This is a genomic window from Methylocaldum sp. GT1TLB (assembly GCF_051027445.1).
Classification (GTDB): domain Bacteria; phylum Pseudomonadota; class Gammaproteobacteria; order Methylococcales; family Methylococcaceae; genus Methylocaldum.
Genome location: NZ_CP194898.1, coordinates 3582554 through 3600478, shown reverse-complemented (window position 1 = coordinate 3600478; position 17925 = coordinate 3582554). Strand labels below are relative to the sequence as shown.

General features: G+C 61.3%; 13 protein-coding genes. 3 read left to right on the top strand and 10 right to left on the bottom strand.

What is annotated here, in order from left to right:
- Positions 1-231: 231 nt before the first annotated feature.
- The gene (locus tag ACR2R1_RS15715; protein WP_434110880.1) at positions 232-2199 is read left to right on the top strand and encodes a heparinase II/III domain-containing protein; all 1968 of its coding nucleotides are present in this window, start codon (positions 232-234) and stop codon (positions 2197-2199) included.
- Between the two features lie 93 nt (positions 2200-2292).
- Here ACR2R1_RS15715 and ACR2R1_RS15710 read toward each other — a convergent pair whose 3' ends face one another.
- From ACR2R1_RS15710 to ACR2R1_RS15695, 4 genes are all read right to left on the bottom strand, one after another.
- The gene (locus tag ACR2R1_RS15710) at positions 2293-2928 is read right to left on the bottom strand and encodes an NADPH-dependent FMN reductase (RefSeq protein WP_434110878.1); all 636 of its coding nucleotides are present in this window, start codon (positions 2926-2928) and stop codon (positions 2293-2295) included.
- Positions 2929-2974: 46 nt separating this feature from the next.
- On the bottom strand, positions 2975-4300 hold the full coding sequence (locus ACR2R1_RS15705; RefSeq protein WP_434110876.1) for an amidohydrolase family protein: 1326 nt from the start codon (positions 4298-4300) through the stop codon (positions 2975-2977).
- Between the two features lie 338 nt (positions 4301-4638).
- The gene (locus tag ACR2R1_RS15700) at positions 4639-5613 is read right to left on the bottom strand and encodes a nitrate- and nitrite sensing domain-containing protein (RefSeq protein WP_156881820.1); all 975 of its coding nucleotides are present in this window, start codon (positions 5611-5613) and stop codon (positions 4639-4641) included.
- A gap of 25 nt (positions 5614-5638) precedes the next feature.
- A complete protein-coding gene (locus ACR2R1_RS15695) occupies positions 5639-7663 on the bottom strand; it encodes a methyl-accepting chemotaxis protein (protein ID WP_434110874.1) in 2025 nt (674 codons plus the stop codon).
- Between the two features lie 519 nt (positions 7664-8182).
- Between ACR2R1_RS15695 and ACR2R1_RS15690 the strand changes: the two genes are divergently transcribed.
- Entirely contained in the window at positions 8183-9364 is a 1182-nt protein-coding gene (locus tag ACR2R1_RS15690) for a hypothetical protein (RefSeq protein ID WP_434110872.1), read from the top strand.
- A gap of 388 nt (positions 9365-9752) precedes the next feature.
- Here ACR2R1_RS15690 and ACR2R1_RS15685 read toward each other — a convergent pair whose 3' ends face one another.
- The gene (locus ACR2R1_RS15685; RefSeq protein WP_434110870.1) at positions 9753-10124 is read right to left on the bottom strand and encodes a thiol-disulfide oxidoreductase DCC family protein; all 372 of its coding nucleotides are present in this window, start codon (positions 10122-10124) and stop codon (positions 9753-9755) included.
- Positions 10125-10454: 330 nt separating this feature from the next.
- On the opposite strand from ACR2R1_RS15685, the gene ACR2R1_RS15680 reads away from it, so the two are divergent.
- Positions 10455-11369, top strand: coding sequence for a dihydrodipicolinate synthase family protein (locus ACR2R1_RS15680; protein ID WP_434110868.1), 915 nt, complete (start codon positions 10455-10457; stop codon positions 11367-11369).
- Positions 11370-11536: 167 nt separating this feature from the next.
- Here ACR2R1_RS15680 and ACR2R1_RS15675 read toward each other — a convergent pair whose 3' ends face one another.
- The 5 genes from ACR2R1_RS15675 to ACR2R1_RS15655 form a co-directional block, all read right to left on the bottom strand.
- Positions 11537-13075: a cytochrome B6 gene (locus ACR2R1_RS15675; RefSeq protein WP_434110866.1), complete on the bottom strand. Its 1539-nt coding sequence runs from the start codon at positions 13073-13075 to the stop codon at positions 11537-11539.
- A 303-nt stretch (positions 13076-13378) separates the two neighbouring features.
- Positions 13379-14746: an FAD-dependent oxidoreductase gene (locus ACR2R1_RS15670; protein WP_434110864.1), complete on the bottom strand. Its 1368-nt coding sequence runs from the start codon at positions 14744-14746 to the stop codon at positions 13379-13381.
- Entirely contained in the window at positions 14736-16007 is a 1272-nt protein-coding gene (kynU, locus tag ACR2R1_RS15665; protein WP_434110862.1) for a kynureninase, read from the bottom strand. Before kynU ends, ACR2R1_RS15670 begins: the two co-directional genes overlap by 11 nt.
- Positions 16004-16822, bottom strand: a complete 819-nt coding sequence (locus ACR2R1_RS15660; RefSeq protein WP_434110860.1) for a cyclase family protein — start codon at positions 16820-16822, stop codon at positions 16004-16006. The genes kynU and ACR2R1_RS15660 overlap by 4 nt, the downstream gene beginning before the upstream one ends.
- Entirely contained in the window at positions 16819-17829 is a 1011-nt protein-coding gene (locus tag ACR2R1_RS15655; protein WP_434110858.1) for an amidohydrolase family protein, read from the bottom strand. The genes ACR2R1_RS15660 and ACR2R1_RS15655 overlap by 4 nt, the downstream gene beginning before the upstream one ends.
- Positions 17830-17925: the final 96 nt, after the last annotated feature.

Here is a 17925-nt window from a genome sequence, read left to right as displayed (position 1 = left end):
TGTCGGCCATGATAAAAAAGAAGCTGTTTCTTTCCATGGTACGCTGCATACCGAATATACGACTCGGTATCCCGCGAAATAGCAAAACAGTACGGGCAAAGGCAATCCCGGCACGCCGCATACATTATATTACCCGTTTTCGATGCATTAAGACGGCTGAAATCGAACTTAACTTCCCGGGCAATTCACGACAGTTTTTTCATCCATGACCATCAAGGGAGTGCTTCAAGCATGAGAGATTTCCGATTATGGAGCAGGCTGGCTCTAGCGCTAGCGGGGGTATTTTTCAATCCCATGGCCGTCGGAGAAACCCCGCCGTTGTCAGGGCTGCCTAGCAATGAGGAAAGCAAATCTGCTTTCGCCACGCTGAAGGCCGGCGAGGGCGGCTATGCACCGGCCCGTGCCGCCCGTGAGTACTGGGACGCGGCCCGCCGGCGCGTGGCACAGGATCCTCGCTGGACGGCTTGGTTGCAGGAGCGAACCGACTGGATCGATCACTGGATGACCACGCCCCGCGAGAGCGCGGACTGGGTCGCCGGCTGGATCCACGACTACGTCGATCCGAACACGGGCGTTCTCCTCCACTGGACCCCCGATCAGCCGATACCGCCCGACCAGCCCGGCCACGAAAAGCTGCGCGCCGCCTGGATCGCCCATAATCGGATCTACAACATCGACCGCGTGCTGGACGCCGCCCGACTGTTCCGCCTGACCGGCGATACGCGCTACTTGGATTGGGCGGCTTCGCAGCTCGATTTCTACGCCGACGCCTACCGCGGCTTCCCGTTGCAGACCTGGAACGGCCGAGCCCAGCTGATGAATCAGAGTCTGGACGAAGCGACCCGCGCCCTGGTGTTGATCGAAGCGGTCCGGCTGCTGAAACCCCATGTCCCGGCGGCCCGCGCCGACCACTGGCGCGAGGGGCTGTTCCTGCCGTTGGCGGCCAATGTGATGGCGTCGTCGCGCGAGGTCCACAACATCGCCGTCTGGCATGCCGCGGCCGTGACGCTGATCGGACTCGAGTTCGAACAACCCGAGTTGATCGGCTTCGGCAAGCATTCGGCCTTAGGTCTTCCGTCGCTCCTGGCGACCGGTGTGTCGCCGGACTGGTTCTGGTACGAGCACTCCCTGTCCTATCAGGAGTATACGGTTCAGGCCTTGGTGGAGCTGCTGGTCGGCGCCTCGTTGCGCGGGCGGCTGGCCGAGTTCGCCCGGGAACTCTGGATCGCGCAGAACCTGATGATTTCTCCGGTGACCGTGCGCTTTGCCAATGAAGACGCCCCGACCCTCAACGATTCGCCGCCTAATCGCAAGGCGCCGAACCGCAAGTTGTGGGCGGCCTCCCGCCGGGTGTTGCCGACCTGGCTCGGGCTGGACGAAGCGAAGGGCCAGCTGAGCTGGGACACCCTGCTCGATCCGCCCAAGCCGGTCGATTCGATGCCCCTACTGCCCGAGCTGGCGTCGGGACCGGTGCCGGGTCTCGATGCGGTTCAGCTCGTGAAGAACGGCTGGCATGCCCTGTTGCGCTATGGCCAGAAAGCCCGGTTTCATGCCCAGCAGGAAGCCCTCACTTATGAACTGCAATACGGCGACACCTGGCTTCTCAAAGACGCCGGCACGGTCGGCTACGGCTCGCCGCTGCACAAGGGCTATTTCAGCCGGGCACCGGCGCACAACGTGCCGCTGGTCGACGGCGACGGGCAAAATCCCTGGCCGTCCGAGGGACAGCTCGATGAGGTCGCGCCGGACGGCTCGTTCGCGGCGGTGTCCCATCCGAGCTATCGTCCGGGCGTGACCGCAACCCGGCGGCTCGCCATCGGCGCCGGCGACTTTATCGATCAGGTGCGGGTGACCACCGGCTCGGACACGCCGCACGCGATCGGTGTCGTCATGAACACACCCTGTGCCGTGACCTCCGGCAGTCAAGCCGTGGCGGAAGGGGCGTCGCTGCCCGCTGCGACGGCCTTCGGTTACTGGAAGGACTGGACCGCCTATGCGGCGGCGGGCACTTGGAGCGGCACGCTCGACTGCGCCGGCCGCCGGTTTGCCCTGGCGATCGCCGGCGCCGAGCTGCAGCGGGTGTTTGTGGGCACCGTCCCCGATTCCGCCGCGCCGTACACCCGCCGGGGCATCTACCTCGAAGCCATGGCAACGGAGACGCAGTTCTACCTGGTATTCCGCCCGCTCGATTCGCCGTAGGCGTATGCTGAAATACGGCGCGTAGCGGCATGAAGACAGCCAAGGCGTTGTTGTTCCACGACCGCTCGGCCTTTCTCGCTCTGTGGCCGAACCTTACCCGATTCGGCTCAGATCGTGCCGACGCTCCTCCGGCTCGGGCATTAGGGTCTGTCCATGCAATTTCGCCAAAGTGGCGGCGAGATTTGCCCCCAAGGCTTCGACGGCGGCGTGTTGTTTGGGATCGGTCAGCGTGCCCTCGGGCTGGAACGCTTCGTGAGCCTTGGCCACCGCCAATTGGTCGGGCAGGACGATGACACCGATGTTGCCCAGGATCGCCCGCAAGTGAACCAGGCCGCGGAGACCGCCGAAGCCTCCGGGCGAAGCCGACAGCAGGGTGGCGACCTTGTTCCGGAAAGGCGCCAGGCCATCCTCGCCGCCGACCGGCCGGGATATCCAGTCGATGGTGTTCTTGAGGAGCGGCGAAATCGAGCTGTTGTACTCGGGCGAAGCGATCAAAAGCCCCTGATGCGCCATCATCAGATGTCTGAATTTCAGGGCGTTGGCGGGAATGCCATCGCGGCTCTCCAAGTCACCGTCATAGATCGGCATCGGAAAATCGCGCAGGTCTGCCACCGTCACCTCGGCGCCGGCCCGACGGGCGCCTGCCGCGGCGATCCGCACCAGCATTTTGTTGTAGGAGCGTTCTCGCGCACTGCCGGCAAAAGCGAGAATTTTCGGTTTGGCTTCCATGGATATCTCCTCGAAATTCAACAGCGTACTTTGTTCGAAGTTCGTTTCAAAGCCGGGATCGCATCGACGGCTTTTGCTCGTCCCACGCTCGGGGATCGAAAACGGCCCCTCCCTTGACCACGCGGAAAATGCGGCGCAAATGAATGACATCGGCCAGCGGATCGGCGTCGAGCAGCACGAAATCGGCGATTTTGCCCTGCTCCACGGTCCCCAATTCGGCGCTTCGCCCCATGACGCGAGCTCCGCCTTGCGTCGCGGCAGTCAGAATCTCGTGGGGCGACAAGCCGGCCTCGGCCATCAGCTCGAACTCCCGGTGCAGCGCCGGCCCGTGCAAGGTGCCGATATTGCCGGCATCGGTCCCGGCGGCGACCGTCACGCCGCTCTGCTGCAAACGCTTCAGATTCCAGAATGCGATATCCCGGCTGAACCAGTGGAAAGCCCAGGGCCTTTTCCAAACGGGCAGGCTAGCCAGCTCGTCGAACGTCGCGATCGCCTCGGGATCGCCGAGGCGGCGTTCGATGTCGGTCAGCCGAACCTTCCGTCCCAGCACCTCCTGATAACCCTCGTTGACGACGAGGGTGGTCACGTACACCACGTTCCGATCCTTCAGTAGCTTGATGAAGGCCTCGTCGACCCGGCGGTCCTCCACGCTGTGGGCGAGAATGTCCGCACCCGCCTGCACCGCCGCCCGTGCGGTCTCCAGTTCGGTCGCGTGCACCACGACCCGAGTGCCGGCGGCATGGCTCGCCTCGATCGCGGCCTGCACTATGGCGGTCTGAAACGCAGGACTCCGGCCCGGCAAGGGAATGAACCAGATTTTGATGAGGTCCGGCTTGCGCGCCAAAATCTCTCGCACCGTGGCGCGGCTTTCCTCGGCAGAATCGACCTTGATCAGCGCCGGATCCTCGGCCTTGAGTTCCTGCGGAAAATAAGTCGCGATCAAGGGTCCAGCCACCGCGACGCGCGGCGCCCGTTCGGTCCGCCTCGCGAGATCCCGCACCTCGAAGGTCCAGAACGGACCGCCGACATCCACCACCGAAGTCACGCCGCTCGCCACGTATCGAGCCAAGGTGTCGGGGACGCGCTGCCTGATCCCGGTGATCTCGTCCGCATAAGGGCGAACATCCCGCAGATCGATCACATCCGGACGGGTATAAAGACCGCCCGATTGAAAGAAATGTATGTGCGCATCGATCAAGCCGGGAACGATCCATTTCCCGCTCGCGTCGATCACCCGCGCTTCGGGAGGAATCGGTATCTCGCCCCGGTTCCCCACCGCCGCAATCCGCTCGCCCTCCACCACGATTACGGCATCGGCGCGTGGCGCGCCGCCGGTTCCATCGATCAGGGTACCGCCGACAAAAGCCTTCATATCCGCTCTACTCCCGCTGGCGAACACCAGGAGCGACAAAAAGATTGCCAATAACCCGTGCATGCACGGCGATCCGTATCGCCTCATCTTCCCATTCAAGAACACGCGAACTATTTCTTTCGACCGCGGCACGGGCCGTTCATTGCAGCGCAGCGAACGGGATTCACGCGTCTTGTGCCTTCCGCACCGGGGAAAAGAGCCTGGGAGATTTTTCGGTTTGGTGTGGCTCCCTCCTGTTGTAGATCGGGAATACTTTCCCGACACTAACGGGCCGGCAAGCAGGTTTGTCGGCAAGGGATTGCCGACCTACAACGATTCGGGAATCTCCCGATACGGACTTAAGGCAGCAGCCACGTCAGCGGGACAAGGGCAACCAGGATCGAAACGGCCGCGGCGAACAACGGCACATAGCGCTTCGGCCTTGCCAGTTCGTTGGCTCGCAAGGCAAATACGCCGTGGAGCGTATCCATGAGTTGATCGATCAGAGCGATATTGGCCTCGATTGCCCGGGTCGCCTCGGCAAAATAGGGCTTGAGCTTGAGCTCGATGCGGCTCGGCTGAATGATGCGTTCATTGAGGAGATTCACGAATTTTCGGGTCGATTCGCGGCTGGTTGCCAAACCCGCTTGCAGATCCAGCCCAGTCGGTGGAGAAAGGTCCCGCAGCGCCGTCTGGATCTCGTTCAGGAGGCCGTCGATGCGATGGGCCAAAAAACCGAGTTTGATCCGGAACACCGGCGGGCATTTTCCGGACGCGATCACCCCCGCCCCGAGGCCGCGTCCCTGCCCGATCTGCTCGATCAGTTCGGGAAGCCGGCGTACCAGAATCGCCGCCATGCACCGATTGGACGGATCGGGATCGAACATTATCCCGGAGCCATCCGCCGCCTCCTCCATGAGGCACAGGACTTCCCTGATGATCCGCGTATGGGCGGCGAAACTCTCCGCGGGAGAGAGGTCGAAGAGCCCGCGTTTCAGTTCCTGCCAGGAATCGTGAATGGCTCGCCAGCGGGACAACTGCCCGGCATGCGCATCGGCACCTTCGTCGGCGAGAGGCATTGTCGCCCGCAACTGCTCTTCGATGTTCTTCTGAACGGACGGCAGACGCGCCCGGAAAGCCGTATCTCCGTTCAGACAGGAATTGGCCATGCCCCGGTGTTGCTGAAGACTGATCATCAATTCCGTGGTTCGGCGCAAATGGAGGATACCGGCCGCTTTACGGTCGAGCAGCGCTCTCTCGAATCGCTGCTCGACGGCAACGAGGAGCACCAGAAAAGCCAGTAACAGGGTCAGGCCGGTCAGAATCGGAAACATGAGAATCTCCTCTACGGATGCGGAATCAAATCTGGAAGTGGTGAACCATCGTCTTGAGGTTCGCTGCCAGTTGTTCGAGATGCCGGGCAATGGCGGACGTTTCCTGGGCAACCGTCGTGCTTTCGTCGGCCTTCCCGGCAATTTGCTCGACGTGCTGCGCGATATCCTGGCTGACGACGCTTTGCTCCTGAGTGGCGGCCGCAATGGTCGTGATGCTCTGCACGGTCTGCAACGCGCCTTCATGGATGGATGCGAGGGAGCTCGCCGCCTCGGTCGCCAGTGAAACCCCGGCCGAGACCTGTTCGCTGCCGGTCCGCATCGCGCTCACGGCCCGGTCGATGCTGTCCTGGATGGACACGATGGTTTGCCTGATTTCGTCCGTCGCATGGCGGGTACGGGCGGCGAGCTGCCGGACCTCGTCGGCGACGACGGCAAAACCGCGCCCCTGTTCGCCGGCGCGGGCCGCCTCGATAGCGGCATTGAGAGCGAGCAGATTGGTCTGATCCGCGATTTCGGCGATGACCTTGACGATCGCGCTGATTTCGTTGGAGCGCGCGCCGAGCGCCGTGATCATCCCGGAGGATTGATGGACCGAGTCGGCCAGTCTTTCCATTTCACCGGCGGTGCGGCGGACGACGATCTCGCCTTGCGCGGACAATTCCCTGGCCCGGCTGGAAATCCGCTCCGCTTCGCCGGCGTGGCGGGCGACCTCGCCGATGCTGACCGTCATCTCCTCCATGGCAGCCGCCGTACTTCCGGCTGCGTCGGACTGAAGATTCGCGCTGTAGGCGACCCGCTCGGTGGCGCCGGAGAGTTCGCTCGCGGCATTGCTCAATTCCTCGGCCGATGCGACTACGCCGGCAATAAAGCGGCTGAACTCGCGGGCGACGCCGTTGAAGCCGTCCGCCACCTGCACCAGCTCATCCCGCGAGTTTATGTGCGTTTTCGCGGTCAGATCACCGGCGGCCAGACGCCGGCCGCTGCTGACCAAAGTGTGGACTGTCTGCCGTACCGACAGATAAAAGGCGGCAAATAGATAGACGGACAGCAAAGCCGTGGTGACGGCGATCACGACGACCAGACGGTTTTTGGCGTCAAAGGCGGCGATACGCTCCTCCAGCAAGCGATCCAGCGTGGGCAGAACCGCATCGTAGAGGGCGAACTGGGCGTCTATGGCGCGGGTTCCGGCGGCAAAATAGTCGGAAGGCGCCATCACGATGGAATTTTTGGAGATCAGCTCGTTCCACTGTAAATCCAGGAAAGTCTTGAGACGAACGAGACTCTGTTCGAGACCGGCAGCCAACGCGGGCTTGACCGACGAGTTGGTCTGGAAAACGACGTCCATGCCTCGCTCGATGGCGCGCTGATTTTCCAGGATAAGCGTGTTCAGCATGATCAGGCGGGATTTCTCGTCCGGGTCGTTCGCCTGGCGAGCGGCCATTCCGGTGCCCAAGCCCCGCGCCTGCCCCAGGTTCTCCATCAGGGCCGGAAGTTTGAGGATTGCGGCATCGGCGAGGTAGGCGCTATCGAGAACGGGATCCAGGACGAGATTGGAGGTCTCTCCGATGTGGCCGATCAGCCCCTGCAAGCCGGCGATCAGGGACGTGTGGGCGGCAAAATTTTCCTTCGCATCCGCGCCCGCGGATTGATTCGCAAGACGATTCCACGCTTGTTTCACGGCATTCCATCGGGTTGCGGTGTGCAACGTGGAATCCAGCCGACTGTCGATCTCGTTCACCGCGGCTTTAGCTTCCTCGATGCGGGCTCGCAAGTTCCGAATATCGTCGTCGAAAGACCGGTCGCCGTTGAGTGCGGCGTAAACCATCCCGCGGTGTTTCGGAAAATCCTGCAGCAAAGGCTGCAAAGCCCTCAGGTATTCCACGCCGGACCGCTCTTTGCGGGCGAATGCGCTGCCGGCGTTCATTTCGACGATCAGCAGGTACAGGTAAACGGCAAGCGGCAGGACGAAGATCAGACCGATGAACAGAAATTTATAAGGAAAGCGAAGATGGCTCAGCAAAACGATAGCTGGCCGAAGCACGTTGTACATGGATGTTCCCTTGCAATTAGGAGCTGTTTGCAGCCTGAGCGATCGTCGGGCAAAAAAAGCGTCCAGCGGGGTCGCAATGACCGCCGATGGACGCCGTTGTCCGTTGATTCGTGCCCCCTTTAGCACTTCATGACGAAAATACATAATGCATGCCATACGGAAGCGCAGAGAGCCGGGCGAGGCAATCCCCCGGAATCGGGCCGATTGCGGGGAATATCTTGTATACCAAGGACATGCGGCGGCACATCGATCCGGCGCACAAAGATAGGGGGCGCGCACCATAACGGGACACTCCCGAAAGCGATCGCTCTCTCGGCTGCGGAAACTCACTCTGCGCACACGGGTTTCGCATGTTCCTTTCGAAGTTGGTCATCGGGCCGTTTTTGAAGGATTGGCCTCGGCGTGCAACTCCTTTTCCAAGGACAAGTCTCATTAACCAAACAAGCGCAGCAAGGAGCGGATTCCGCGCATCGAAAAACCGCGGCCATCGCTCGATCGCAACAGCAGGGATGAAGTCACATGAACAGCGATTACAGGAAAAGGACCGGCCTGGCAGCGATTCTCATGGGTGCCATCTTGGTCCCGGCCTTACAGGCGCCTTCGGCGTCCGCAAGGGCTCTCGGCATGGTGGCGGACAACACCACGGCTTCGGTCACGATATTCGATGCCGATACCGACACCGTACTGGGATCGGTGACCATAGCGACCGCCGGCCTGGCGATCGGTGACGTTCTCATCACGCCGGATCAGACCCGGGGATTCGTGACGAATTTCAACAGCGAAGTCTTCGTCATCGACCTGACCGCGTCGCCTCCCCGCCTCGCCGAAGGCACGAATCCGATTCCCATCGCCAACAATGGCGAGGATCTCTCGATCAGCCCCGACGGGAAGTTCCTGCTGGTGTCCGATGGCCTTTTCACTCAGCCGATCTCGGTCATCGACATCGCCAAACAGGCCGAGATCAGCACCTTGTCCGTGGGTACCGATACCAATTCGGTCGAGGTTTGCAGCGACGGCTCGGTACTGGCCACCTCGTCCGCCGATGCAACGGTGCGCCGGCTCACGCTCAGCGACACCGGGACCTTGAGAGATACCGGCGAGATGCTGTCTCTCGGTTTCGCCGAACCCAATAATGTCTTCTGCGCTCCGGACGGCGGATCGGGCCTCGTCATCGCCCGTGGCGCTCCCGAAATAACGTCGTTTGCGATTCCGGGACTGGAACGGGTCAACATGCGCGCATTATCCGGCACGTCCTCCGGGATTTCCGGTTTGGTCGACTTTGCAGTAGACCGGGCCTTTGCCCGGAGTAACGGCGAATCCCCGGGAGATGCGGGTTTCCTGGACGTCTATCGTTATGACGCCAAGAACGCGACCTTCAGCAACGAACCGCTGTTTTCGGTTCCGATTTCCAACGCTCCCGAATTCTACGGAATGGATCAGATGGCGCTGCATCCGAAGAAAGCGAAATTGTACGTCTCGCAACCCGATGCCTTGAGGGTGTACGACGCGAACACCGGGACCCTGCTGACGTCCATCACCGATCCCGGCATCGTGCAACCGACCGGCGTGACCGTGGCTAAGGATTTCTGCGAAGATCCTCCGCCTGGCGGGATGACTACGGAAGCCGACGCTCCGCAATGCGCCATGAAAAGCACCGGCTCTGCCGATCACCCGATCGACGGCGGCGATCAGGTCAAATAGAGCGTTTTTCATCCCGGTGTACGGCTTCGTGTCAGGCGGCAAGAACGTAGGTCGGCAATCCCTTCCCAATCGCAAACGGTCGCTTTAGTCGCGACCCTTCCAATCGCAAACGTCGCTTTAGTCGCGACCTTCCAATCGCAAACGGCATCTCTGGGAGCGCCAGAGCTGCCCTTCCGACAAAGTCCTTTGCCGAGCCGATAAGTCGGCAAGGGATTGCCGACCTACATATCGGGCTCTCTGACACCGAATCGGAAATTGCTCTAGTATCCCTGTGCGGTCAATCGTGAGCGACAGGTTTGCTTCTCGGCATGGCTCGTCCGATGGTGGGCGGAAGGATTGAACGAAATAAAAAGCCCGATTCTTGGAGCGATAGTGCTCGGCGAGCCCGCTACAGCCGCCCGCTCTTTTTCAACCGGCGGATTACCATTTTGTGATAGAGACGAGCCAGCAGCGGACGGATCACCGGCAGTCCGATAAGCCAGGCCAAGGGTCTTAGAAACGCGACTCTCTCCAGCAAAAGGACGTAAGCATCCAGCTCGGACGCGATCCGCCCGTTTTCGTCGCGGACATGCAGTTCGGTCAGGGCCTTGCGGGGATCGATGCCGATCTCGCGGAGTCTGTCCTCCCGTCCCGTGATATCGAACCAACAGACCCGCTCGCCGCTTTTTCCCGCCAGCCGCTCGTAGCGGCGGCGCTCCCGGACACAGCGCGGGCAGGCGCCATCGTAATAGACGGTGATCTTTCCCTGGTCTTCGTTCATGGATTCTGCCTCTTATTCCAATCGGTGAGTTACGCGGAGCCTGTCCTGAGCCTGTCGAAGGGCCTGTCCCGAGCGGAGCCGAGGGGCTAACCCACCATCGATGGGTTTCGCTTCGCTCTACCCATCCTACAATTAATGTTCACTCGGATGCCGAATGGAGTTAAAACCTGGTGGTCGACGGCAACGGGCGAGGCGACCCACAAGATCCGCCGGCACCCCCATCCCGTAGATTTCACCGTGGTTCCCCGGTAACCTTTCCTGAAACGCGCGGCAGTCGGTGCGTACTTAAGATAGGCGCATCCTCACCCGGATTCTGAGGAGGACTTCACCATGACGGAACCCGCTCCCATACGCGGACTTTGGTGTGCAACGCTGACGCCGCTCGGCCGGGACGGCGGCGTGGATCATGCGAGACTCGCCGCACTGGTGCGGGAACTGCTCGCGAAAGGCGTAGCCGGTATCGTGCCGTTTGGCACGACCGGCGAAGGTCCCTCCTTCTCGGTGGCCGAGCGCTGCGAGGGGCTTGACGCGCTGCTGGCTGCCGGCATCGCGCCGGACCGCCTGCTCGCCGCCACCGGATGCGCCGCACTCTCCGACACCGTGGCGCTGACCCGGCACGCGCTGAAAACCGGCTGCCCGCGGTGCCTGATCCTTCCGCCGTTCTTCTGGAAAAATTTGACCGACGAGGCGGTGTTCCGTTACTACTCGATGCTGATCGATACGGTGGGCGATACGCGTCTGCGCGTTTATCTGTATCACATTCCGCAACTCTCGGCCGTGCCGATCCGGCCGGAAGTCGTCGCCCGGCTGGCGGCCGCTTATCCCGGCATCATTGCAGGGGTGAAGGACAGCGGCGGCGATTTCGAACATACCGCCGGGCTGTTGAGACGCGTGCCTCAGCTTTCGGTCCTGGTCGGCCACGAATCGCATCTGCCGCGCCTGATGCGCGCTGGCGGAGCCGGAACCATCTGCGGCATCGCGAACCTCTTTCCGGACCTTATCGCAGCACTGCTCAAGCCGGACGTGCCGCCGGACGACGAAACGCGAGTCCGTATGTTCCTGGACATCGTCCTGCGCTACCCTTTCGTTCCCGCATTCAAGGCGATTCGCGCCGCGCAGACGGGCGATCCCGCCTGGCTTGCGCCCCGGCCGCCGCTATTGCCGCTCGCCGCAGACGAACAGACAACACTGCTCGCCGCGCTTCACAGCGCCGGCTTCGGCATTGTGCCGGAGAGAAGCCAATGATGACCTAAGATTCGCTGGCTCCCAAGTTCCTACTTGGGAGCCATACCCGAGAAGCTCCCGCTTCTCGAAACCGCAGTCGAATCGAGAAGCGGGAACTTCTCGCTTTGGGTTCCCAAACGGGAGTTTGGGAACCAATCTAAACTTCAAGCGCTTGGAAAAAGCGATTTTTACAGCGCCCGCATGAACGCCGCCAGGTCCGACTTTTCCTGCGTGTTCAATTTGAGCCCCAGCACCAGGTTGAAAAACTCCACCGTGTCCTCCAGGGTCAGGCAGCGCCCGTCGTGCATGTAGGGCGGGCTGTCCTTGATGCCGCGCAGGGTGAACGTTTTCATCGGTCCCGGAGGCGCCTCGTTGACGAAGCGTTCGAGGCGAAGATCGTGCATGCGGTCATCGAGATAGACGGGCGGCACATGGCATTCGGCGCATTTGCCCTTGCCGAAAAACACTTCCTCGCCGCGGCGCTCGGCCTCGGTGGCCTTGGCGGGGTCGAGCCTGGCGGTGGCAACGTCGAGCTTGGGCGCCGGCGGGAAGTCGAACATGTTCTGCATCTGCGCCATGTGCGAAACCTGCACCCGATCGAACTGGGTAAAACCTTTCTTCATGGCGTGGATGGGATCGCCGTTGAAATAGGCGGTGCGGAATTCGAATTCGGTGAAGTCCTCGACCGAGCGGAGACTCCGCTTGGAACCGTGCAGTTGTTGATTGAACACGCCGCGCAGGCTGACCGTGTCGAGGCGGAGGCGCCGCTCTTGCGGCCGGTTGTCCGGATTGAGGTGGAATTGTCCGGTCGTATGACCGTTGATATGGCAATCGAGGCAGGTGACGCCTAGGCTCGGCTGTTCGCTTTTCCGGTCGTCGGTGGGATTGAATTCTTCCTGGGGAAACGGCGTGAGCAGCAGGCGCAGGCCGTCGAGCTGAACGGGCGTCAGCAGGTCCTTGAAAAGCGCATAGTAATTGTTGATCGAGACGACCTCGCCCCGGGATACGTCACCCAGTTCCGGCCGGTTTTGCAGGAACATGGCGGGCGGGAACTCCGGCAGAAAGGCGTCCGGCAGATCGAATTCCACATCGAAGCGCTCCAGCCGCGGGAACATCTCGATCTGCATTTTCGGGAAGACCTGGCCGCCGGTGGCTTGCTTCGGATGCGGCAGGGCGGGATAAGGGAAGAGTCCCTTTCCGCGAATCTCCTCGGGCGTCATCGCGGCCAGCGTGTCCCAGGTCATGCCGTTGCGCAGCCGCGCGGTGGGACCTACCGGAATGGGTTTACCCCGCGACATTTTCGCCTCTCGATGGAGTCTTGGGGTCAGATCATAGCGGCTTTCCAGCAGTTTTCGCTGATCGGCGGTGATCTTGGGCTTGGCCGCCTTGTCCTCCTGCATGATCTCCTCGAAAGTCTGCATGGGCCTCTTGGCATTGAGGGGATCGCGGTAGAAATCGAAGCCCAGCACCTTGCCCTGATCGGGCTGGCCGCCAAAGGCGTTCGAGGAAGGCTGGGCATGGGGGGCGCGGAAAGCGCCAGAGCGGTCATGCTCGGATTTCTGCGACTCCGGCCGGGAAGAGGGAGCGGCTCTCGGCGTTTGCGCCTCGGCAACGGCATCCAACGGCTTGCCGTTGGTTTGAGCGGCCGCTACGGCCACGGGAAAAACAAAGCTGCCGAGGAACCAACGGGCAGCGCTGCTTGAAATCGCCTTGTTCCGGAATCGCATAACACCTCCTTGCGAGCCATCTACCGGAGATAAATCGGATCGGGGTAGTTCTAGATTTGAATTGCCGATCAATCCATTGGTTCCGGATACCTACTGCTCTTTCGGCGGTTGACGGAAACCGGAATGTCGTAGGGCGGGTTAGGCGCACGCCGGCATCCGCTGGCCGCTGATCACCATGCTTTCCGTGCGCCGTAACCCGCCGGACCAATGCTCGATGGTCGTGCCGCTCGCTTCGGTGGGTGGCCGCCAGCCTCGCTGGGTGATGTGCGGGTAGTGCGGAGCGCACTGATGCCCCGCCCGCCATCAAGACCGCGATGGCATTGCGGCCAAGGGCTGCAAGCTTTCCGTGACGAGCCGGTCGGCCAGGTCGAGGTCTACGTCGTCTACCCGGTTTATGGATTCCGACAAACGCTCGATGATGCCGGACTGGACGTCGCCGCGTTCTTTGGCGACGGCATAGGGAATGCGGTGAAACATGACCATGGCGTAGCGCGGGATGAATCTCGCCGGGTGGCGCTCTTCGAGCAGCCATTCGATGTGCTTCCGCAAGTGAAACTTGGGGTCACGGACGGAATCGCGCATCTCGATATAGTTTTCCAGCGCCATGTCGGCGATGGCCTCGGCGTTCGGCTTTCTCTGGGCTTCGAAGTTTCGGTAAAGGCTTTCGAAGTTATCGTGTTCATCGAGCAACCGGTCGAGAACGACGCAATCCTCGAAGGCGCAGTTCATCCCTTGCCCGTGAAAGGGAACCACCGCGTGGGCGGCATCGCCCAGAATCAGCGCCTGATCGCCGACATGCCAGGGAAAGCAGCGAATCGTGCCCAAGGTCCCGGTGGGATGGTTCAGAAAATCGTGAACCGGGTCGGACATCAGGGGAAGCACGTCGGGAAACTCGGTTTCCAGGAAATGCAGGATGGCGCCCTCGTCGCTGAGCGTCCGGAAGCTCTCGAGGCCCGAATGGGGCAGGAACAAGGTGGCGGTAAAACTGCCGTCCCGATTGGGCAGGGCGATCAGCATGAAGCCGCCGCGCGGCCAGATGTGCAGGGCGTTCTTTTCCAGCCTGAAAGCGCCTTCGGGTCCTGGCGGGATGGCCAGCTCCTTGTAGCCGTGCGGCAGGTGCTCGTCTCGGCAGTCGATGCCTTTCTGTACGATCATGGCCTGGCGCACCGCGGAACCCGCGCCGTCGGTGCCGATCAGCGTATCGAAAGGCAGAATGCGCGGGTTATCGTCGTCTTCACGCCGGAGCAGCAGATGCCGGTTTTCGAAATCCATTCCTTCGCACTTTTCGCCGAAAAAAAGCTCGGCCCCGGCGGCTTCGGCCCCATCGAGCAGGATCTTGTTGAGCGCGGCCCTTTCCACCGAATAATGAACGGCGGATTCGTCCCTGCCATAGGGTTGATAGAGCAGCTTTCCGTCCCTGTCGTGGATCATGCGGCCGGGCATGGCGACCAGATGTTTTTCGATATTCCGGTATAGCCCGACTTCCTTCAGGGCATGGATGCCGCGGGTGGACAGCGAGAGGTTGATCGACCGCCCCGCCGGAATTTGGTGTTTGCGCATGTCCGGCAAGCGCTCGAAGACCCGGACGGAAAACCGCCGGCGGGCCAGGAATATGGCGAGGAGGCATCCGGCGAGCCCTCCGCCGATCAGGGTGATAACTTTAGTCCGCATGTTCGATCACTCCCTTGAGCCGCTCCACGAAATCGAAGATTTCGATGTAGCGGTTGTAAAACGGGACCGGCGCCACGCGGATCACGTCAGGCTCCCGCCAGTCGCAAACGATCCCGGAAGCGCTCAGCTTTTCGAACACCCGCTTGCCGTCCTTCAATCTGAGCGAAAGCTGGCACCCCCGCTCGGCGGGCTCGGTCGGCGTGAGGATGGCGATCTCGTCGTCGAAGCGTTCCTTGAGCAGGTGTTCCAGATAACCGGTCAACGATTCCGACTTGGTCCGCAGCGCCGTCATTCCGGCTTGATCGAACAGATCCAGGGACGCAAGCAGGGGCGCCAGGGAGAGAACGGGCGGATTGCTGAGCTGCCAGCCTTCGGCCCCGGGCAAGGGACTGAACCTCGGCGGCATGACGAACCGGGTGGATTTGTCATGCCCCCACCAGCCGGCGAAGCGGGGAAGATCGAAGCGTTCGGCATGCCGCTCGTGGACGAAACAGCCCGCGACGGCTCCGGGTCCCGCGTTCAGGTATTTGTAGGAACACCAGACGGCGAAGTCCGCGTTCCAGTCGTGGAGTTTTAAGACCAGATTGCCCACGGCATGGGCCAAGTCGAACCCGACCACGCAGCCTTTCTCGTGCCCCGCTCCAGCGATTTCGTCCATGGCGAAGGCTTGGCCCGTGTAGAACTGAACGCCCGGCCACAGGATCAGCGCGATGCCGTCTCCTTCCCGTTCGATGAGCTCCAATATGTCCTCCGTGCGAAGAGTCACTTCGCCCGGACGGGACCTGGCTTCGATCAGCGACTCATCCGGGTCGAAGCCGTGAAAGGCGATTTGGGAAGCCATGGCGTAGCGATCCGACGGGAAAGCGTGTTCCTCGATCAGGATCTTATGGCGCTCCGGCGTCGGACGGTAAAAGCTCACCATCAGGAGATGAAGGTTGACCGTCAGGGAGTTCATCGCCGCCACTTCGACGGGCAGGGCTCCGACCAACCGGGACAGTTTCTCCGTCGCGAACTCGTGATAAGGCAGCCAGGGATGATCTCCCTCGAAGTGTCCCCGCACTCCCATCCGCGCCCACGCGGCCAGCACCTCCTCCACGTAGCGCCGCGCCGATTTCGGCTGAAGTCCCAGAGAATTGCCGCAAAAATAAATCTCTTCCGAGCCATCTTCCCGCTTCGGGATGTGAAAGTCGCTTCGGTACGAACCAAGAATATCCGCTCGGTCCAGCGCCTCGGCGAGAGATCGGTGCGCTTCGAACCTCATGGAACCTCCACGGGAAAGATCAGCGGCCGGCTGGGTGCCGCATCGCCGCGGAAAGGCGCGATTTGAAGATTGAGCAGGTAATAACCGTCCCGAATGTCGTCGCCCACGAAGATGAGTTCGGTAATCGTTCGAAAAGGCGCTTTGCAGCGATTCAAATCGTGGGCGTCGGGCGGCAGCTCCCAGAAAAGGCGGTGATTCGACAGCCTGCCCTCGTCTTCCATGCGGTCGACGGACGGCATATCCACCAAAAGATGCTTGACGCCGCGTCGGACGATTTCCGCCATCGCCTCATTGGAAAAATAAGGCGTCGCCAAGTACTGCCGTGTTCTCTTGGACGGTGAATTGGGCAGCGAGCGGATGACGAGCACTTGGTGAAAATCTTCGTCATCCAGCGTTCTTAACTTTTCGACTAGCGCCCTCCGGGTAATGAGCGCATCGCCTTCCGCTTTGCCGGGGATATAACTTTCCGGGCAATCCATGCCTTTTTCCGGCTTCACGGAAATCAGGGTGGCAGGAATCCAGGCATCCTTCAGAAATGCCGTTACCGATACGTCCTGATCCACGATATGGCCCACGCATTCGGTATGGGTGCCGTGGCAATGGGGGATGAAACGGTATTCCCTCACATTGCAGCTGCCGCCGCGCCGGGTGTCGCCGACGAACCAGGCGTTTTCCACCGTTTGCACGCCGGCGGGCGGTACCCCGAAGGCGCTGAGTCCTCGGACATCAAAATCGACAGGGATGGACAGGTCGAAATGGTTTGCCGAGTCGATACGGAAGGTCCGTGGTCCGATATGGACATCAACGGCGGTCATGCGAAGGATTCCGCTGTGAGACCGAGCCATTCCAGGGCAGTGCCGTGAAACAGCCGCGCCTTGGTCGATTGCGGCAGCGCCATCTCGGCTATCATCCTGCCGGGCCGGTTTTCGCCGAGCGGGAACGGATAGTCTGAGCCGAGGGCGATCGAGTTCGCGCCCAAAAGATCGATCAGGCAACTCAGGAGGCGTGGATCGTTAACGCATGAATCCACATAGAAGCGCCCCAGGTATTCGGCAGGCTCCACGGCATTGTCCACGGCGCAAAGATCGGGGCGCACCTCGAATCCGTGCTGAACACGGCCGAAAGTACCCGGGAACGCCCCGCCGCCGTGGGCAAACGCGACACGAAGCCGGGGAAATCGCTCGAAGACGCCGCCGAAAATCATCGAGCAGATGGCCAGGGCGGTTTCCGCGGGCATGCCGACCAGCCAGCTCAGCCAGTATTTCTTCATCCGCTCGGTGGCGAGAACGTCCCAAGGGTGGACGAAGAGGGCCGCTCCCAAATCTTCCGCTGCCTCGTAGACAGGGAAGAAAAGCGTCTCGTTCAGGTTGAAGCCGTTGACGTGGGTGCCGATTTCGACGCCCGCCAGCTTCAGATCGCGGACGCAACGCTCCAGCTCCCCGACCGCGAGTTTCGGCGCCTGCATGGGCAGAGTGCCCAGCCCGACAAAGCGCTTGGGGAACTCGGCGACGACGCCGGCGATGTGATCGTTCAGCAGTTTAGAGAGATCGAGTGTGTGCTCCGGTTTCGCCCAGTAAGAGAACATGACCGGCACGGTGGAAAGCACCTGAACCTGCACGCCGAATTCATCGTAGTCCTTGAGCCGGGTCCCGGCATCCCAGCAGTTGCTCCTGATTTCCCGGAAGCATTCGCCGTTCCTGAGCATGCGGGCGCAGCCCGGCCGGTGATGATCGAGCTGAATAAACCCGCCATAGCCATACCGCTCCCGAAGATCGGGCCAGTTCTTGGGGAGGATGTGGGTATGGATGTCGATTTTGAGCATGTTTGTTTTCCATGTGCCTAATAATGAGCCGTTCTCAAGCCCCTTCCTTTTTACGAAGTACCGGTCTGTGCAAGCCGTGCATGGTTTACAAATTAA

What these genes read in the sequence shown, in the direction of transcription:
- ACR2R1_RS15715 (WP_434110880.1), top strand. Translation starts at nt 232, where the DNA reads ATGAGAGATTTCCGATTATGGAGCAGGCTGGCTCTAGCGCTAGCGGGG.
- ACR2R1_RS15710 (WP_434110878.1), bottom strand. Translation starts at nt 2,928, where the DNA reads ATGGAAGCCAAACCGAAAATTCTCGCTTTTGCCGGCAGTGCGCGAGAA.
- ACR2R1_RS15705 (WP_434110876.1), bottom strand. Translation starts at nt 4,300, where the DNA reads ATGAAGGCTTTTGTCGGCGGTACCCTGATCGATGGAACCGGCGGCGCG.
- ACR2R1_RS15700 (WP_156881820.1), bottom strand. Translation starts at nt 5,613, where the DNA reads ATGTTTCCGATTCTGACCGGCCTGACCCTGTTACTGGCTTTTCTGGTG.
- ACR2R1_RS15695 (WP_434110874.1), bottom strand. Translation starts at nt 7,663, where the DNA reads ATGTACAACGTGCTTCGGCCAGCTATCGTTTTGCTGAGCCATCTTCGC.
- ACR2R1_RS15690 (WP_434110872.1), top strand. Translation starts at nt 8,183, where the DNA reads ATGAACAGCGATTACAGGAAAAGGACCGGCCTGGCAGCGATTCTCATG.
- ACR2R1_RS15685 (WP_434110870.1), bottom strand. Translation starts at nt 10,124, where the DNA reads ATGAACGAAGACCAGGGAAAGATCACCGTCTATTACGATGGCGCCTGC.
- ACR2R1_RS15680 (WP_434110868.1), top strand. Translation starts at nt 10,455, where the DNA reads ATGACGGAACCCGCTCCCATACGCGGACTTTGGTGTGCAACGCTGACG.
- ACR2R1_RS15675 (WP_434110866.1), bottom strand. Translation starts at nt 13,075, where the DNA reads ATGCGATTCCGGAACAAGGCGATTTCAAGCAGCGCTGCCCGTTGGTTC.
- ACR2R1_RS15670 (WP_434110864.1), bottom strand. Translation starts at nt 14,746, where the DNA reads ATGCGGACTAAAGTTATCACCCTGATCGGCGGAGGGCTCGCCGGATGC.
- kynU (WP_434110862.1), bottom strand. Translation starts at nt 16,007, where the DNA reads ATGAGGTTCGAAGCGCACCGATCTCTCGCCGAGGCGCTGGACCGAGCG.
- ACR2R1_RS15660 (WP_434110860.1), bottom strand. Translation starts at nt 16,822, where the DNA reads ATGACCGCCGTTGATGTCCATATCGGACCACGGACCTTCCGTATCGAC.
- ACR2R1_RS15655 (WP_434110858.1), bottom strand. Translation starts at nt 17,829, where the DNA reads ATGCTCAAAATCGACATCCATACCCACATCCTCCCCAAGAACTGGCCC.